Origin of the sequence: Agromyces sp. G08B096 (assembly GCF_040267705.1) — a bacterium.
Classification (GTDB): domain Bacteria; phylum Actinomycetota; class Actinomycetes; order Actinomycetales; family Microbacteriaceae; genus Agromyces.
Map to the genome: position 1 here is coordinate 3,263,086 of NZ_CP158374.1, position 14,675 is coordinate 3,277,760.

14 protein-coding genes and 2 tRNA genes are annotated in these 14,675 nt (G+C 72.5%); 6 read left to right on the forward strand and 10 right to left on the reverse strand.

The window, feature by feature from the left end; genetic code table 11:
* The first annotated feature begins 27 nt into the window (after positions 1-27).
* The 3 genes from ABIQ69_RS15640 to ABIQ69_RS15650 all read left to right on the forward strand — a co-directional run bounded on the left by ABIQ69_RS15640 (position 28) and on the right by ABIQ69_RS15650 (position 2,048).
* Positions 28-303, forward strand: a complete 276-nt coding sequence (locus ABIQ69_RS15640) for a hypothetical protein (RefSeq protein WP_350348050.1) — start codon at positions 28-30, stop codon at positions 301-303.
* Positions 304-339: 36 nt separating this feature from the next.
* Complete coding sequence (locus ABIQ69_RS15645; protein WP_350348051.1) at positions 340-747, forward strand: DUF2809 domain-containing protein; 408 nt, start codon at positions 340-342, stop codon at positions 745-747.
* A 62-nt stretch (positions 748-809) separates the two neighbouring features.
* Positions 810-2,048 carry a cytochrome P450 gene (locus ABIQ69_RS15650; RefSeq protein WP_350348052.1) on the forward strand — a complete coding sequence of 413 codons (1,239 nt, stop codon included), beginning with the start codon at positions 810-812 and terminating at the stop codon, positions 2,046-2,048.
* A 49-nt stretch (positions 2,049-2,097) separates the two neighbouring features.
* On the opposite strand, the gene ABIQ69_RS15655 is transcribed toward ABIQ69_RS15650, so the two are convergent.
* The 6 genes from ABIQ69_RS15655 to serS all read right to left on the reverse strand — a co-directional run bounded on the left by ABIQ69_RS15655 (position 2,098) and on the right by serS (position 7,272).
* Positions 2,098-2,186: transfer RNA gene (locus tag ABIQ69_RS15655), tRNA-Ser, on the reverse strand.
* 81 nt (positions 2,187-2,267) lie between these two features.
* Positions 2,268-3,554 (reverse strand): LCP family protein, encoded by a 1,287-nt coding sequence (locus ABIQ69_RS15660; protein WP_350348053.1) that lies wholly within the window; start codon positions 3,552-3,554, stop codon positions 2,268-2,270.
* A gap of 67 nt (positions 3,555-3,621) precedes the next feature.
* Positions 3,622-3,706 (reverse strand) — tRNA-Ser (locus tag ABIQ69_RS15665).
* A 123-nt stretch (positions 3,707-3,829) separates the two neighbouring features.
* Complete coding sequence (locus tag ABIQ69_RS15670; RefSeq protein ID WP_350348054.1) at positions 3,830-5,074, reverse strand: LCP family protein; 1,245 nt, start codon at positions 5,072-5,074, stop codon at positions 3,830-3,832.
* A gap of 132 nt (positions 5,075-5,206) precedes the next feature.
* Entirely contained in the window at positions 5,207-6,007 is an 801-nt protein-coding gene (locus ABIQ69_RS15675; protein ID WP_350348055.1) for an HAD family hydrolase, read from the reverse strand.
* The gene (gene serS / locus ABIQ69_RS15680; protein WP_350348056.1) at positions 6,004-7,272 is read right to left on the reverse strand and encodes a serine--tRNA ligase; all 1,269 of its coding nucleotides are present in this window, start codon (positions 7,270-7,272) and stop codon (positions 6,004-6,006) included. The genes ABIQ69_RS15675 and serS overlap by 4 nt, the downstream gene beginning before the upstream one ends.
* Before the next feature lie 90 nt (positions 7,273-7,362).
* Here serS and ABIQ69_RS15685 point away from each other — a divergent pair, with 90 nt between their 5' ends.
* Positions 7,363-8,394: a diacylglycerol kinase family protein gene (locus tag ABIQ69_RS15685; protein WP_350348057.1), complete on the forward strand. Its 1,032-nt coding sequence runs from the start codon at positions 7,363-7,365 to the stop codon at positions 8,392-8,394.
* Here the strand turns inward: ABIQ69_RS15685 and ABIQ69_RS15690 are convergent.
* Genes ABIQ69_RS15690 through pheA form a run of 3 tightly spaced genes read right to left on the reverse strand, consistent with a single transcriptional unit; the run spans position 8,332 to position 10,326 of the window.
* On the reverse strand, positions 8,332-8,706 hold the full coding sequence (locus tag ABIQ69_RS15690) for a hypothetical protein (protein WP_350348058.1): 375 nt from the start codon (positions 8,704-8,706) through the stop codon (positions 8,332-8,334). The two genes, ABIQ69_RS15685 and ABIQ69_RS15690, sit on opposite strands and share 63 nt — an antisense overlap.
* Complete coding sequence (locus tag ABIQ69_RS15695; RefSeq protein WP_350348059.1) at positions 8,703-9,323, reverse strand: hypothetical protein; 621 nt, start codon at positions 9,321-9,323, stop codon at positions 8,703-8,705. Before ABIQ69_RS15695 ends, ABIQ69_RS15690 begins: the two co-directional genes overlap by 4 nt.
* A 43-nt stretch (positions 9,324-9,366) precedes the next feature.
* Positions 9,367-10,326, reverse strand: coding sequence for a prephenate dehydratase (gene pheA / locus ABIQ69_RS15700; protein ID WP_350348060.1), 960 nt, complete (start codon positions 10,324-10,326; stop codon positions 9,367-9,369).
* Between the two features lie 100 nt (positions 10,327-10,426).
* Here pheA and ABIQ69_RS15705 point away from each other — a divergent pair, with 100 nt between their 5' ends.
* The gene (locus ABIQ69_RS15705) at positions 10,427-11,719 is read left to right on the forward strand and encodes a DUF445 domain-containing protein (RefSeq protein ID WP_350348061.1); all 1,293 of its coding nucleotides are present in this window, start codon (positions 10,427-10,429) and stop codon (positions 11,717-11,719) included.
* 70 nt (positions 11,720-11,789) lie between these two features.
* Entirely contained in the window at positions 11,790-13,418 is a 1,629-nt protein-coding gene (pgm, locus tag ABIQ69_RS15710; protein WP_350348062.1) for a phosphoglucomutase (alpha-D-glucose-1,6-bisphosphate-dependent), read from the forward strand.
* Positions 13,419-13,471: 53 nt separating this feature from the next.
* On the opposite strand, the gene ABIQ69_RS15715 is transcribed toward pgm, so the two are convergent.
* Positions 13,472-14,665, reverse strand: a complete 1,194-nt coding sequence (locus ABIQ69_RS15715; RefSeq protein WP_350348063.1) for an amidase domain-containing protein — start codon at positions 14,663-14,665, stop codon at positions 13,472-13,474.
* Positions 14,666-14,675 lie beyond the last annotated feature (10 nt).

Here is a 14,675-nt window from a genome sequence, read left to right on the forward strand (position 1 = left end):
GCGAACGGCCGCGCCTATTCTGCCGGCATGGCACGAGACGAGAACGCGAGCGGGCCGAACCCCGCCCAGGGGCGCGACGACGGCGCGCTCACCGATGACGAGCTGATCCGCAAGGATGTGAGCGAGAGTCCGGGCAGCGAGGCGGAGACGGCGGCGAAGCAGACCGACCCCATCCCCGACGCGGTCGCGGAGGATATCGACACCGACCGGGTCCGCGCCGTCCCCGGCACCGGCGGGCCCGACGACGCCGGCGATGTCGACGTGTCCGCCGACGAGATCCACCTGCCGGGACGCGACCGCTGAATCGGCCCGAAGGGCGCGGTGTGCTTCACTGATCGGATGCCCCGACCGAGCACCCCCGCACGCCTCCGCCTCGGTGCGGCCGTCGCCGCCGTCGCCGTCCTCGCCGGCGGCCTCGCGCTCCAGCTGGGCGAACGCAACGCCGTGATCGACGCCGCCGGCAGCATGCTCTACGTCGTGCTCGTCGGCCTCGTCGTCATGATGATCGGACCACGGCTGGCGCCCTGGGCCGTCGCCGTCATCGCGCTCGCGGTCTCGGTCGCGATCGAGCTGCTGCAGCTCACGGGCCTGCCCGGCGCGATCGTCGACGCCGTGCCGGCCGCCCGGCTCGTATTCGGCAGCTCGTTCGACCCGTGGGACCTCCTGGCCTACCTGGCCGGTGCCCTGCTCCTCTGGGCGATCGCCGTGCTGATCCGCCGCATCGCCGTCCGCACCTCGACCGGCTAACACCGCGCCCGGCCGGCGGTCAACCCCTGGGGGCGCTCGCAGGCCGGTCGTACCGTCGGCACATGGCCGACCTCCCCGACACGCACGCGATCGACGAGTCGCTCGCGCTGCTGCACGACGGATACGCCTACGGCGCCCGCCGCTTCCGCGAACTCGATGCCGACGCGTACCGCACCCGTCTGCTCGGCCGCCCGACGGTCGTGATGCACGGGCGCGAGGCATCCGAGGTGTTTTACGACGGCGAACGGATGTCCCGCGCCGGCGCCATCCCTCCGCCCATCATGCACCTGCTGCAGGACGAGGGCAGCGTGCAGAGCCTGGAGGGCGCCGCGCACCACCACCGCAAGGCCGTGTTCCTCCGGATGCTCGATGAGGACGGTTCGTCAGGCCTCGGTTCCGACTTCGCCGACGCCTGGGCGATCGCGCGACGCACCCTGTCCGGACGCACGCTCTCGCTCTACGACGTCGGCACCCGGGTGCTGACCCGCGCCGCCCTGACCTGGACGGGTGTGCCGTCCGACGGCGTCGACATCGATCGGCTGGCCGGGCGCCTCGCCGCCATGGTGGACGACGCCCCACGGCTCGGACCGGTCAACTGGGCGGCCCGACTGCGCCGGCGCCGTGTCGAACGCTGGGCGACCGACCTGATCGCGCGCCAGCGGTCGGGGCCCGCCCCGGCCCCCGCCGACACACCGCTCGGAGTCCTCGCGTCCGCGCGGGATGTCGACGGAGCGCTCCTCTCCCCCGAGGTCGCCGCGGTGGAGCTCATCAACCTGCTCCGCCCGATCGTCGCGATCGCCCGATACCTGGCCTTCTCGGCGCACGCCCTCGAACGCCACCCCGACTGGCGCGAACGGCTGCGGGCCGACGCACGCGCCCGGCACGCGTTCGCCCAGGAGGTGCGCCGCTGGTACCCGTTCTTCCCGGCGATCGTCGGCACCGTCGCCCGGCCCTTCGCCTGGCACGGCCACGACTTCCGAGCCGGCGAACGGGCGATGCTCGACCTCTACGCGACCAACCACGACCCCCGAGAGTGGCGGGAGCCCGAGCGGTTCGATCCGTCCCGCTTCCTCGGCGAGCCGGCGGACCCGAATGCGCTCGTCCCGCAGGGCGGCGGCGACGCGGCGACGGGTCATCGCTGCCCGGGCGAGGGCGCGACGCTCGCGGTGATGGAGACCTTCCTCGAGCTCGCCGCGGCCGACCCGCCGCCGTACGACGTGCCCGCGCAGGACGCCCGCATCAGCCTGCGGAAGCTGCCGGCGCTGCCGGTCGACCGCATGCGCGTGACGTTCCGGGCCTGACCTCGCGAGACGACGAAAGCCCGGCGATGCCGGGCTTTCGTGTCGAGAGCGGAGACGGCGGGATTTGAACCCGCGGTCCCCTTACGGGGACTCCACCTTAGCAGGGTGGTGCACTCGACCGGACTATGCGACGTCTCCATGCGTGCAGCGCACGCGGTTGCCATCATAACCCGGCCGGCGCCGGAATCACGATTCGGTCGCGAGCGACGCGGGCCGCCGCTACTGGTCGTCGAGTGTCCGCCCGGCCGAGCAGCGGACGTCGGCGGCCGTCTGACCGGAGACGCCCTCGGGCAGCGCGGCCTGGGTCGGCGTGGGAGCTGCCTCGGCCGGGGCCTCCTCGGCCGGGGCCTCCTCCGCGGGGGCCTCTTCGGCGGGCGGCGCCGCGTTCGGGTCTGCCGCAGACGCGAAGTCCGTCTCCTGCGCCGTCGAGAGCACGACCGGGATGTCCTGCTGGAGCGCGAGGTTGACCTCGTCGGCGAGGTAGTTGGGCTCGACCGCTCCGCCACCCTCGACGTAGCTCGTCGGGTACTGGATGAATGCGATCTTCGACAGGTCGACGTCCTGCATCGCCTTGGCGATGGAGATCATCGTGGTCGGGTTCGTGAGGGCGGACGAGAGCTGCATGTTCGCCAGCGCCGCCTTGGCGATGCCGTAGAGCTTCACCGGGTCGCTCAGCGTGCCCTCGGACTGGAGCTTGCGCACGAGCGACGACAGGAACACTTGCTGGTTCGAGATGCGGCCGAGGTCGGAGCCGTCGCCGACACCGTGCCGCGTACGGAGGAACTGCAGGGCGTCGATCCCGGCGAGGGTGTGGTTGCCCGCGTCGAGGAACATGCCCGTGTACTCGTCTTCGATGGGCTCGGCGATGCAGACGTCCACGCCCCCGATCGCCTCCGAGAGGCCGGCGACGCCGAGGAACTGCACGATGCCCGCGAAGGGGATGGTGATGCCGAGCTGGTTCTCGACCGTCTTCACGACGCACTCCATGCCGCCGTACGACAGCACCGAGTTGATCTTGGCGGAAGACATCGGCGAGAGCGTGTCGCTCGGGTCTTCGGGATCGGTGCACTCGGGCACGGAGACGAGCATGTCGCGCGGGAAGCTGATGACCTCGACATGGGAGTGGTCCTGCGAGATGTGCAGGAGCATCGTCACGTCGTTCAGGACCGCGGTCTCCTCGTCGGGGTCGCCGAACGCCTCGCCCTGGCCCTGCCGGCTGTCGCTGCCGATCAGGAGGAAGTTCACGCCGCCGTCGATCGCCCCGACGTCGGGCACCCCCTCGAGCACCTTTTCGCTCTCGAGCGTGACCGTCGGCTTGACGGTGCTCGCGAGGTCCCACGCGGCGTACGCGCCGACCGCGACCCCTGACACGAGGACGACCGCGAACGCGGCGACGACGCTCTTCGCGATCGTCTTCCACACGCTGTTCGTCTTCAACCGGCCGTGGCGGGCGATCGACGGGGTCTTCGCCGCACGGCGCGTGCTGGGGCGGGGGTCCTGGTGCACCTGGCTCCTCTCCGTCTGCGACCGGCTCAGTCCGTGGTCGTCATCTTTTCGTCACGCTCATCATGCGCGGAGGGCGTGGGATTCGAACCCACGAGGCATTGCTGCCCACTGGTTTTCAAGACCAGCTCCATCGGCCGCTCGGACAGCCCTCCTCGCCGCGCGAAACGAGCGCCGCGGAATCCGCGGTGCTCGTCATCGGGCGGGTCGACCGCGATTCTAGCCGACGCGCATTCCGGCCAGCCTGGCAGGGGAGGCTGAAAAGGGCCTGAACCGGCTCACCCGTCGTTCGCGGTCGAGCATCGGACGTCGGCCCCCGTCTGGCCCGGTACGTCGCCCGGCAGCACGCGGGGCGGCGTCGCCTCGGGCGTCGCGTCGACCGTCGGCGCCGCGGCATCCGTCTCCTCGTCCGGCGCCTCAACCGGCGGTCCGGATGCCTCCGCCTGCGGCGCCACGGCCTGCTCGCCGGGCACCGTCCCGAACGGCGACGAGGTCGCGGCCTCCGGCGACAGCTGCACGGGGACGTCATCCCGCAGCGCTGCCATGAGCACCTCGGCGGACTCGGCGGGGATGAGCGCGGTGAGGTCGGAGGTGTAGACCGTCGGGTACTGGATGAAGGCGACCCGGCCGAGGTCGACGTCCTGCAGCGTGCGCGCGATCGAGATCAGCGTCGCGGGGTTCTGCAGCCGGTTCGACAGCTGCATGTTCTCGAGCACCGCCTTCGCGATCGAGTAGAGCTTCACCGGGTCACCGAGCACCCCGTCGCGCTGGATGGTCCGCATGAGCGAGGAGAGGAACACCTGCTGGTTCGAGATGCGGCCGAGGTCGCTGCCGTCGCCGACGCCGTGACGCGTCCGGAGGAAGGCGAGCGCGGTCATGCCGCTGATGGTGTGGGTGCCGGCGTCGAGGTGCAGGCCCGACCAGTCGTCTTCGACGGGCTCGGCGAGGCACACCTCGACGCCCCCGACGGCTTCGGCGAGCGCGGCGACCCCGTAGAACTCGACGACGCCGGCGACGGGGATGACGAGTCCGGTGAGCTGTTCGACCGTGGCGACGACGCAGCCGATGCCGCCGTGATGGAGCACGGAGTTGAGCTTCACCTCGGACTGCGCCGGCAGCGTCTCCCCCTCGGCGCCCGCCGGATCCGGGCATTCCGGCACGTCGACCAGCAGGTCCCTCGGGAAGCTCACGACCTCGACGTGCGAGTGGTCCTGCGAGATGTGCAGCAGCATGTTGACGTCGTTCAGCACGCCGCTCTCCTCGGCCGGGTCGCCGAAGGAGCCGTCCTCGGGGCGTTTGTCGCTGCCCGCGAGGAAGAAGGTGAGCCCGCCTTCCATGGCGCCGATGTCGGGCACGCCGTCGAGCACGTCTTCGTTCTGCAGCGCGGCGCCGGGGCTGCGTACCACCCCGCCGTACAGGTCGACCGCGACGAAGACGGCGACCGCGGTGGTCGCGGCGAGGAGTACGGCGGCGCCTCCGGCGAGGAATCCGGCCGTCGACCGACCCCACGAGCGCCGGTGCAAGCGGCCGTGCCTCGGCGGGGTCGCTCGGGCCGTCCGGCCCGCGCTCGGCGGTGCGGTCGGCTGCGCTCCGCTCGTCGACATCGGACCCCCTCCGATCGCCCCGCTCCCCTGCGGCGCCGCGACGTCACGGCGCTACGGCAACGTCTCCAGTATGGCCGCGAGCCCGGCCTCATGGATGGAACCGGTGACCTCGCGCGCGGCATCCTTCACATCGTCGGGCGCCTGGCCCATCGCGACGGCGCGACCGGCGGCCCCAGCCCAGGTGAACATCTCGATGTCGTTGCGGCCGTCGCCGGCGACGAGCACGCGGTCGAGCGGCACGTCGAGCCAGCCCCGGACGCGTTCGAGCGCGGTCGCCTTGTTGACGCCGTCCGGCGCGATGTCGAGCCACGCCGTCCAGCCGATCGCGTAACTGACGTGGTGCAGGCCCATGCGGTCGACGATCGCGAAGAACTCGTCGAGATCGTGGTCGAGGCTCGTGACGACGACACGGGTCGCCCGCTGGTCGAGGAGGTCCTCGAACGCGACCTCGCGGGCGTTCACGAGGTTCCAGTCGCTCATGCCCTCGGTGTACAGGCGGAAGCCGTCGGGAAGCTCGACCATGAACTTCCCGGCGGGCAGGAACCCGCGGATGCGCTCGAGGACGTGCGTCGGGTCGAACGTCTCGACGTGCACGCGGCGGTAGCCGCCCGGCTCCCGGTCGTCGCGGCCCATCGTGATGGCGCCGTTGGCGCACACGACGTACTCGGGGTCGAGGCCCAGCCGGTCGAGGACGGGAGCGGTGGTCGACCACGACCGGCCCGTCGCGAGCGTCACGAGGTGCCCCCGCTCGCGAGCGGCGGCGACCGCGTCGATGACGGCGTCGTCGATGGTCTCGTCCTCGTGCATGACGGTGCCGTCGATGTCGAGCGCGACGAGCCAGGGCGCGGTCATCGGGCGACGGGCTCGAGCACCTCGAGGCCACCGAGGTAGGGCCGCAGCGCCTCCGGGACGACGACCGAGCCGTCGGCCTGCTGGTGCGTCTCGAGGATCGCCACGATCCACCGTGTGGTCGCGAGGGTTCCGTTCAGGGTCGCGACGGGCGTCGTCCTGCCACCTTCGCCGCGGTGCCGGATGTCGAGGCGGCGCGCCTGGAAGGTCGTGCAGTTGGAAGTCGAGGTGAGCTCGCGGTACGCCTGCTGGGTCGGCACCCACGCCTCGACGTCGTACTTCCGGGCGGCGCTCGAGCCGAGGTCGCCTGCGGCGGTGTCGATGACCCGGTACGCCAGGCCCAGTGCCTGCAGCATCTGCTCCTGCCAGGCGAGCAGCCGCTCGTGCTCCGCCTCGGCGTCGGCCGGGTCGACGTAACTGAACATCTCGAGCTTGTTGAACTGGTGCACGCGGATGATGCCGCGGGTGTCCTTGCCGTGGCTGCCGGCCTCGCGCCGGTAGCAGGTCGACCAGCCGGCGTAGCGGATGGGCCCGTTCGAGAGGTCGAGGATCTCGTCGGCGTGATAGCCGGCGAGCGCGACCTCGCTGGTGCCGGTCAGGTACAGCTCGTCGTCGGGGAGGTAGTAGATGTCTTCGGCGTGCGAGCCGAGGAAGCCGGTGCCCTGCATGATCTCGGGGCGAACCAGCGTCGGCGTGATGAGCGGGGTGAATCCGGCGGCGATGGCCTGATCGAGCCCCATCGTCATGAGACCGAGCTCGAGCCGCGCGCCCACGCCCTTCAGGTAGTCGAAGCGGGCGCCCGAGACCTTCGCGCCGCGGGCCATGTCGATCGCGTCGAGCAGCTCGCCGATCTCGAGATGGTCGCGCGGCTCGAACGGGAACGCCGGGATCTCGCCGACCTCGCGCAGCACGACGTAGTCGTCTTCGCCGCCGGCGGGCACCCCCTCGAGCACGATGTTGCCGAGGCGCTGCACGGCTGCCGTGAACGCCGCCTCGGACTCGCTCGCGCGCTGGTTCGCGTCCTTCACCGCGGCGGCGAGCTCCTGCGCCTGCGCGACGAGCGCCGCCTTCTCCTCCTTCGGCGCCTTCGCGACCTGCTTGCCGAAGGCGTTCTGCTCGGCGCGGAGCGACTCGAACGCCGAGATCGCGGCGCGGCGCGCGGCATCCGCTTCGACGGCCTCGTCGACGAGCGAGGTGGACTCGCCGCGCATCGCCTGCGAACGCTTGACCAGGTCTGGATTCTCGCGGAGGAGCACGGGGTCGATCACGCGAGCCAGTCTAACCGCGGCGCCCCGGCGGGCCGCGGGCCGCGCGTCGCTCCGGGCGAGCGTTCGGCGCGATGCCGTAGCGTGTGCTGCGTGGGTGGGGACGGGCGCGAGGTGACGGATGCCGCGGTGACGCGCGCCGATCGGCCGGCCGGGGGTCGTCCGCGCGCGGCGATCATCGCGAATCCGACGAAGCAGGGCATCGACGAGCTGCGGATCGCCGTCGAGGAGGCCGAGCGGCGGCAGGGGTTCGAACCGAGCCTGTGGCTCGAGACCACCATTGAGGACCCGGGCAAGGCGCAGGCGATGGAGGCCGTCGCCGAGGGCGTCGACCTCGTCATCGCGGCCGGCGGCGACGGCACCATCCGGTCGGTGGCGGCCGGGCTGCGCGGCACCGGCGTGCCGATGGGCCTCGTCCCGCTCGGCACCGGCAACCTCTTCGCCCGCAACCTCGACCTGCCGGTGAACGACCAGGCCGATGCCGTCGTGATCGCGTTCTCGGGCATCGAGCGCCAGGTCGACGTGCTCGTCGCCGACATCCGCCGTCCCGACGGCGACGCCGAGACGCACGTCTCGCTCGTTATGGCGGGCATCGGCATCGACGCGGCGATGATCGCGAACACGAACGACGACCTCAAGAAGCGGGTCGGATGGCTCGCCTACGTCGACGCCGGACTCCGAGCGCTGCCCGCCTCGGTGCCGTTCCGGGTGCACTACCGCGTCGACACGGGTCGCGTGCACCGGCCGCGGGCGTCGAGCATCCTCGTGGCGAACCTCGGCTACCTGCCGGGCAACATCGAGCTCGTCCCGGATGCGGAGATCGACGACGGCATGCTGGACGTCGTCGTGCTGCAGCCGCGGAACCTGCTCGGCTGGCTGTTCGTCTGGCGGAAGATCACCTGGGAGAACCGGGTGCTCCGGAAGTCCGCCCTCGGCCGCCAGTTCATGGACCTCACGGGCGGCAGCCGTCGCCGGGAAGTGGTGTACGGGCGCGGCCGGCATGTCGCGATCCGCATCGAGGGCGCGGCCGAGGAGTTCGAGATCGACGGCGACGAGTTCGGTTCAGTCGTCGCGGCCGATTTCCGCGTCGACCCCGGTGCGCTGATCGTGCGCGTCGCGGAGTAACTCCGCGTCGGCGGCGGCGTCCGCGTCGCGATCCGCGGCCCGCTGCGCCGAGCGACGGGCGAGCGCGTGCGCGCCGACGACGAGGAGGGCGAGCAGGGATGCCGCGGTGAGCGTGGCAGACCCCGGCAGGACGAAGGTGTAGCCGAAGCTCTGCCAGGCGAAGAAGTCGATCACCTCGGCCGGCGGCTCGTCGCCCTGCCACGACATCTGCGGCCCCGGGCCGTTCATGAGCTGGGCTCCCCACTGCAGCAGCGCCAGACCGACGACCGCCAGCGCGGCGAGTGCCGTGATGGCCGCGACCCGGGCGCTCATCGCCGCTCCCGCCGCCCGCCTGCGACGAGCGCCCAGGCCAGCAGGACGCCGACGATGCCGAGGACACCGACCTCGGCGAGCGCGGGGCCGAGAGCGCTGACGATCGCCGACCGGACGGCCTCATCGGTGCCCATGGCGTACCCGTACGCGCCCCGTCCGCCGATCAGCGACCAGTAGGAGGCCACGCCGACGACGATGAGCAGGGCGCTCGCGGCGAGGACGAGCCACAGCCATCGGGTCGCGACGAACGGTGCCGGGGGCTGCGACGTGCTGCGGGCGTCGTCGACCACCGACGGGGTCGACGAGGTCCCGCCAGGGTCTGGGGCGGCCGCTGCGACGCCCCCGGCCGTCGGTTCGCCGGGCACTCCGGCCGGTGGACCGGCAGCCGGCACCGCCGTCGCGGTCGCGGGCCCGGCCTGGTCGACCGCCCGCCTCGACCGGCCCGCCTCCGGGTCCGCCGCCGTGGCCCGGCGCGGAACCGCATCCAACGCCGGCTCGGCGGGCGAGCGCTCGGGCGCCGGCTCCAGCGGCGCCGCCCCCTCATGATCCGCCGCGACGTAGCCCCGCTGGAACCGCGGGTCGTACCGGGGGTCGAACTCCTGCCTGGCCTCGGTCACGCCTGCTCCTTCGTCGGGGTGGCGACAGCCTAGCGGCCGGCGATCAGACGTCGGGCTCGCCGCTCAGGATGCCCCGCAGCCAGTCGCGTGCCTCGATGAAGATCTCGTCGTCGTACTTCGAGTGGTACTCGACCTCGCGACGGTCGGCGCGGGGATAGGAGCCCAGGAAGATGACGTTCGGGCTGAAGCGGCGGAGGCCGAGCAGGGCGTCGGCGACGCGCTCGTCCTCGACGTGGCCGTCGAGGTCGACGACGAACCGGTACCGGCCGAGCTCGTCGCCGATGGGGCGGGACTCCAGCAGCGACATGTTCACGCCCCGGGTCGAGAACTGCTCGAGCATCGCCAGCAGCGAGCCGGGCTCGTCGTCGGGCAGCTCGACGATGAGGCTCGTCTTGTCGGCCCCGGTCCTCGGCGGGATGGCTCGCGACCGGCTGACGAGCACGAACCGGGTGACGGCGTTGGGGTTGTCGCCGATGTCCTCGGCGAGCACGTCGACCTCGAGCCGGTCGACGATGCCGGGCGGGGCGACGGCGGCGTCGGCGTTGCTGCCCGGTTCGAAGAGCGAGGTCGCCGCCTGCACGTTGCTGGTCGCGGGGAGGTGCCCGTGGTCGGGCAGGTGACGCTCGAGCCATCCGCGCGACTGCGCGTACGCGACGGGGTGGGCGTTCACGACGCGCACGTCGGCGAGCGCGGTGCCGGGCCGGGCGACGAGGAGGAAGTTCACCGGCACGAGGACCTCGCTCACGATGCGGAGGCCGGGCACGGTGGCCAGCGCATCCTGCGTCGCGGAGACGCCGCCCTCGATCGAGTTCTCGATGGCGATCATCGCGGCGATCGAACGCCCGGACGTGACATCCGCCAGCGCCTCGCCCACGTTGTTCACCGGCCGCCAGTCGTGCCCGGCGGCCTCGGGGACCTGCTTCAGCGCGGCCTCGGTGAACGTGCCGGCCGGCCCGAGGTAGGAGTAGGTCTCCGTCTGGCGCGGGGCGGCGGGCTCGGTCATGCAGGCCAGCCTAGCCAGCGCCGGCGCGGCACCCGACTAGCGTGACCATGGGTGACGGGGCGCCCGCCCCGCGGCCCGACGCCGATGCGGAGGGGTGAGGATGACCACCACCACACGACCCGGACCCGCCGTCGCACGGGCGGTGCCGACCGATGAGGAGCGCCGCATCGCGCTCCGGAGCATGAAGCGGCTCGCGACCGGCCTGCTGGCGGTGGCCGCCGTCGTGTTCGCGGTCGCGTTCGCCCTGCAGGAGCAGGTGCCCTGGCTCGGCTACGTCCGTGCGGCCGCGGAGGGCGCCATGGTCGGCGCCATCGCCGACTGGTTCGCGGTGACGGCGCTGTTCCGCCGGCCGCTCGGGCTGCCGATCCCGCACACGGCGATCATCCCGACGCGGAAGGACGAGATCGGGGCGAGCCTCGGCGCCTTCGTGGAGGACGAGTTCCTCTCCGACGACGTGGTCCTCGGCAAGCTGCGCTCGATCGGCATCGCCCGTCGCCTCGGCGGCTGGCTCGCCCAGCCCGCGAACGCGGAGCGGCTGACGGCCGAGGCATCCGTCGCAGCCCGCGGGGTGCTCACGCTCCTCGGCGACGCCGACGTCGAGGACGTCGTCGAACGGCTCGCGCGCCGGCACCTGTTCGAGCCCGAGTGGGCGCCGACCATCGGCCGCGTGGCGGGGCGGCTCGTCGCCGATGACCGGCAGCACGCCGTCCTCGACGTCGTGCTCGACCGCGCGGAGACCTGGCTGGAGGCGCATCCGGAGGCCTTCGAGCGGATGGTGTCGGAACGGCTGCCGCGGTGGATGCCCGGCTTCGTCGACCGGTTCGTCGACGACCGCGCGCACCGGGAGGTGCTGGGCTTCGTCCGCGCGGTGCGTGACGATCCGGAGCATCCGCTTCGGGCCGCCGTCGACGACTGGCTGACCGAGTTCACCGACGCCCTCCAGCACGACCCGGCGACGATCGCCCGCGTCGAGTCCATGAAGGCCGAGCTCGTCGCGAGCCCGCGGGTGCGCGAGTTCGCGGCCGAGGCCTGGGCGTCGGCGAAATCCGCGCTCGACGCCGCGCTCCGCGACCCCGAGAGCGAGCTGCGGACCGCGATGCGGCAGGCCGTCGCCGAAGTCGGCGTGCGGCTCGCGTCCGATGAGCGGCTCGCCGCCAAGGTCGACGAGTGGGTGACGGATGCCGCGGCCTACGTCGTCCGCACCTACCGGCACGAGATCGCCGGCGTGATCACCGAGACGGTGGAGCGCTGGGACCCGAAGGAGACGACCGAGAAGCTCGAGCTGCAGGTGGGCCGCGACCTGCAGTTCATCCGCATCAACGGCACGGTCGTCGGGGCGCTCGCGGGCCTCGCGATCTTCGCCGTGGCGTCGGGCGTGCAGCTGCTCGTCTGACGTCGCTCAGACCGAGCGCCGAGGGCGGCCGGGGTGTGCCGCGATGACGGCCGGTGCCAGACTGGTGCGCATGCACGAGCGAGCGGGAACCCCGGCGACCGAGTCCGATCTCATCGACGTGGAGGCCCTGGTGCGGGCCTACTACGAGCGCAAGCCGGATGCCTCGGTGCCCGAGCAGCGCGTCGCGTTCGGCACATCCGGGCATCGCGGTTCGAGCCTCGGCACGAGCTTCAACGAGGACCACATCCTCGCGATCACGCAGGCGATCGTCGAGTACCGGGCGTCGCAGGGCATCACGGGGCCGCTGTTCATGGGCGCCGACACGCATGCGCTCTCCGCGCCCGCCCAGACCACCGCCCTCGACGTGCTCGTCGCCAACGGCGTGCGGGTGCTCGTCGACGAGTTCGACGACTACGTGCCGACCCCGGCGCTCAGCCATGCGATCCTGACGTGGAACAACGACCCCGCGCGCCGCGCGGAGGGCGAGGCCGACGGCATCGTCATCACGCCGTCGCACAACCCGCCGCAGGACGGCGGCTTCAAGTACAACCCGCCGCACGGCGGCCCCGCCGACTCGGATGCCACGAGCTGGATCGCGAACCGGGCGAACGAGCTCATCGCAGCCGGCCTCGACGGCGTGAACCAGGCCGAGCCGAGCGGCGTCGAGACGTACGACTTCCGGACCGCGTACGTCGAGGATCTGCAGAACGTCATCGACTTCGACGCCATCCGCCGCTCCGGGATCCGCATCGGCGCAGACCCCCTCGGCGGCGCGTCGGTGTCGTACTGGGCGGCGATCCGCGACCGCTACGACCTCGACCTGACGGTCGTGAACGAGCGGGTCGACCCGACCTGGTCGTTCATGACGCTCGACTGGGACGGCAAGATCCGCATGGACCCGTCGAGCGCGAACGCCATGGCGTCGGTCGTCGGCCGCGCGGGCGAGTTCGACGTCCTGACGGGCAACGACGCCGACGCCGACCGGCACGGCATCGTGACGCCCGACGCGGGCCTGATGAACCCGAACCACTACCTCGCGGTCGCGATCGAGTACCTGTTCGGTCACCGCGGCGGCTGGCGGCAGGATGCCTCGGTCGGCAAGACCCTGGTCTCGAGCTCGATGATCGACCGCGTCGCGGCGGGTCTCGGACGCCACCTGTGGGAGGTGCCGGTGGGGTTCAAGTGGTTCGTGCCCGGCCTCATCGACGGCTCGGTCGGCTTCGGCGGCGAGGAGAGCGCGGGCGCATCGTTCCTGCGGTTCGACGGCTCGGTGTGGACGACCGACAAGGACGGCATCCTGCTGTGCCTGCTCGCGGCGGAGATCCGCGCGGTCACCGGCAAATCCCCGTCGCAGCTTTACGCCGAGCTCGTGGAGCGGTACGGCGACCCGGCGTACGAGCGCACCGACGCGCCCGCGACGGCGGAGCAGAAGGCGGCCCTCGGCAAGCTCGACGGCGACGCGATCGAGGCGACGGAGCTCGCCGGCTCGCCGATCGCCGCGAAGCTGTCGCACGCGCCCGGCAACGGCGCGGCGATCGGCGGCGTGAAGGTGGCCACCGAGGACGCCTGGTTCGCCGCGCGGCCGAGCGGCACGGAGGACGTCTACAAGATCTACGCCGAGTCGTTCCGCGGGCCGGAGCACCTCCGCGAGGTGCAGGCCGAGGCGCAGCGGATCGTGGGCGAGGCCCTGGAAGGCTGACGGCCGCCGGCTGCGCCGCAGCTCAGCTCCAGCTCAGCTCAGCGCAGCTCAGCTCAGCTCAGCGAGAAGTAGTGCACCGAGCCGCCGCCCGTGGCGAGCGCGGTGTCGACGTCCCAGTAGTCGGCGTCCTTCGTGTGCCCGCCGACCCAGACCTTCGTGCCGGCCGCAGTGTGCTCGACCCTGGTGACGACGGCCGTGTGGTCGCGGTCGCCCGAGCCGTCCCAGTCGAACTGGGCGATGTCGCCGACCTTCACGAGGTCGCGCTGCGCGTCCTCGAGCGGCGTCGCGAGATCGGGGCGTCCGAGCAGCCAGTCGCGCATGGCGGTCGAGCTCGTCCATGACGGCGAGGTGGCCCCGGTCGCCGCGTCGTAGTACCACGCGCCGTCCATCGTCCAGCCGCGGGCGATGAGCGACTGGCTGGCGAAGTTGGCGCAGTCGTAGCCGTCGATGACGGGGTACTGCGCCGCGTTGTACGACGACCAGTAGGCCAGCACGTAGCCGACCTGCGCGTCGATGCCGGGATCGGTCGTGTACGTGAGCGTCAGCGCGTCGGCGGCGGCGGCTTCGGCACTCACGGGCGCGACGGCGGCCGCGGCCGGTGCCGTCGCTGCAGCCGGCGCGCTCGCGGTGGCAGCGGCCGACGGCGACGTCCCTGCGGTCGCCGCGACGCCGGGCAGCTCCACATCGGCCGGCGCGCCGGAGGCATCCGCGAAGGTCACGGCGACGTCGCCGAGCGAGGTGCCGGCCGTCGCCGGGACGGCGAAGGTGAGGTGGTCGGCCGCGGCCTCGACGATGGCGGCCGGGGCGCCGCCGACGCTGACCTGCGCCACCTCGTCGAGCTGCGCCCCCGCGACGGTCACCTGCGTGCCGCCGGTGAAGGGGGCCTGCGCCACCGAGAGCCCGCTCGTGATCGTGGGGCCGGGGTCCGCGGCGACCGCCGCGGAGATGGCGTCGGCGACGGGGGCGAGCGGCGCGTCGGACGCGTGCTGCGCGTACGCCATGCCGGGGTCGCCGGTCGGCTCGGCCGAGGCCGAGATCGCGCCGAACGCGCTCACCCCGACGATCGCGGTCGCCGAGGTGAGCGCCGTCCACCGGCGCGCCGAGCGTCGCGTGCCGCCGGGAGCAGGCCTGCGGTTGCCGATGCGGTCCGCGCGGTGCTTCGGTTCCTTCTCCGCCGAGGACTCCTCGCGCATCCCGCCCGGCTCGGGCACGGGCGGGCGGAACGTGGATCGACGGCGGGCGGGCATGGGGGTTTCC

Bases quoted from the DNA above. Each gene is read 5' to 3' on its own strand.
- ABIQ69_RS15640 (WP_350348050.1), top strand. From the start codon at position 28: ATGGCACGAGACGAGAACGCGAGCGGGCCGAACCCCGCCCAGGGGCGC.
- ABIQ69_RS15645 (WP_350348051.1), top strand. From the start codon at position 340: ATGCCCCGACCGAGCACCCCCGCACGCCTCCGCCTCGGTGCGGCCGTC.
- ABIQ69_RS15650 (WP_350348052.1), top strand. From the start codon at position 810: ATGGCCGACCTCCCCGACACGCACGCGATCGACGAGTCGCTCGCGCTG.
- ABIQ69_RS15675 (WP_350348055.1), bottom strand. From the start codon at position 6,007: ATGACCGCGCCCTGGCTCGTCGCGCTCGACATCGACGGCACCGTCATG.
- ABIQ69_RS15690 (WP_350348058.1), bottom strand. From the start codon at position 8,706: ATGAGCGCCCGGGTCGCGGCCATCACGGCACTCGCCGCGCTGGCGGTC.
- pheA (WP_350348060.1), bottom strand. From the start codon at position 10,326: ATGACCGAGCCCGCCGCCCCGCGCCAGACGGAGACCTACTCCTACCTC.
- ABIQ69_RS15705 (WP_350348061.1), top strand. From the start codon at position 10,427: ATGACCACCACCACACGACCCGGACCCGCCGTCGCACGGGCGGTGCCG.
- pgm (WP_350348062.1), top strand. From the start codon at position 11,790: ATGCACGAGCGAGCGGGAACCCCGGCGACCGAGTCCGATCTCATCGAC.
- ABIQ69_RS15715 (WP_350348063.1), bottom strand. From the start codon at position 14,665: ATGCCCGCCCGCCGTCGATCCACGTTCCGCCCGCCCGTGCCCGAGCCG.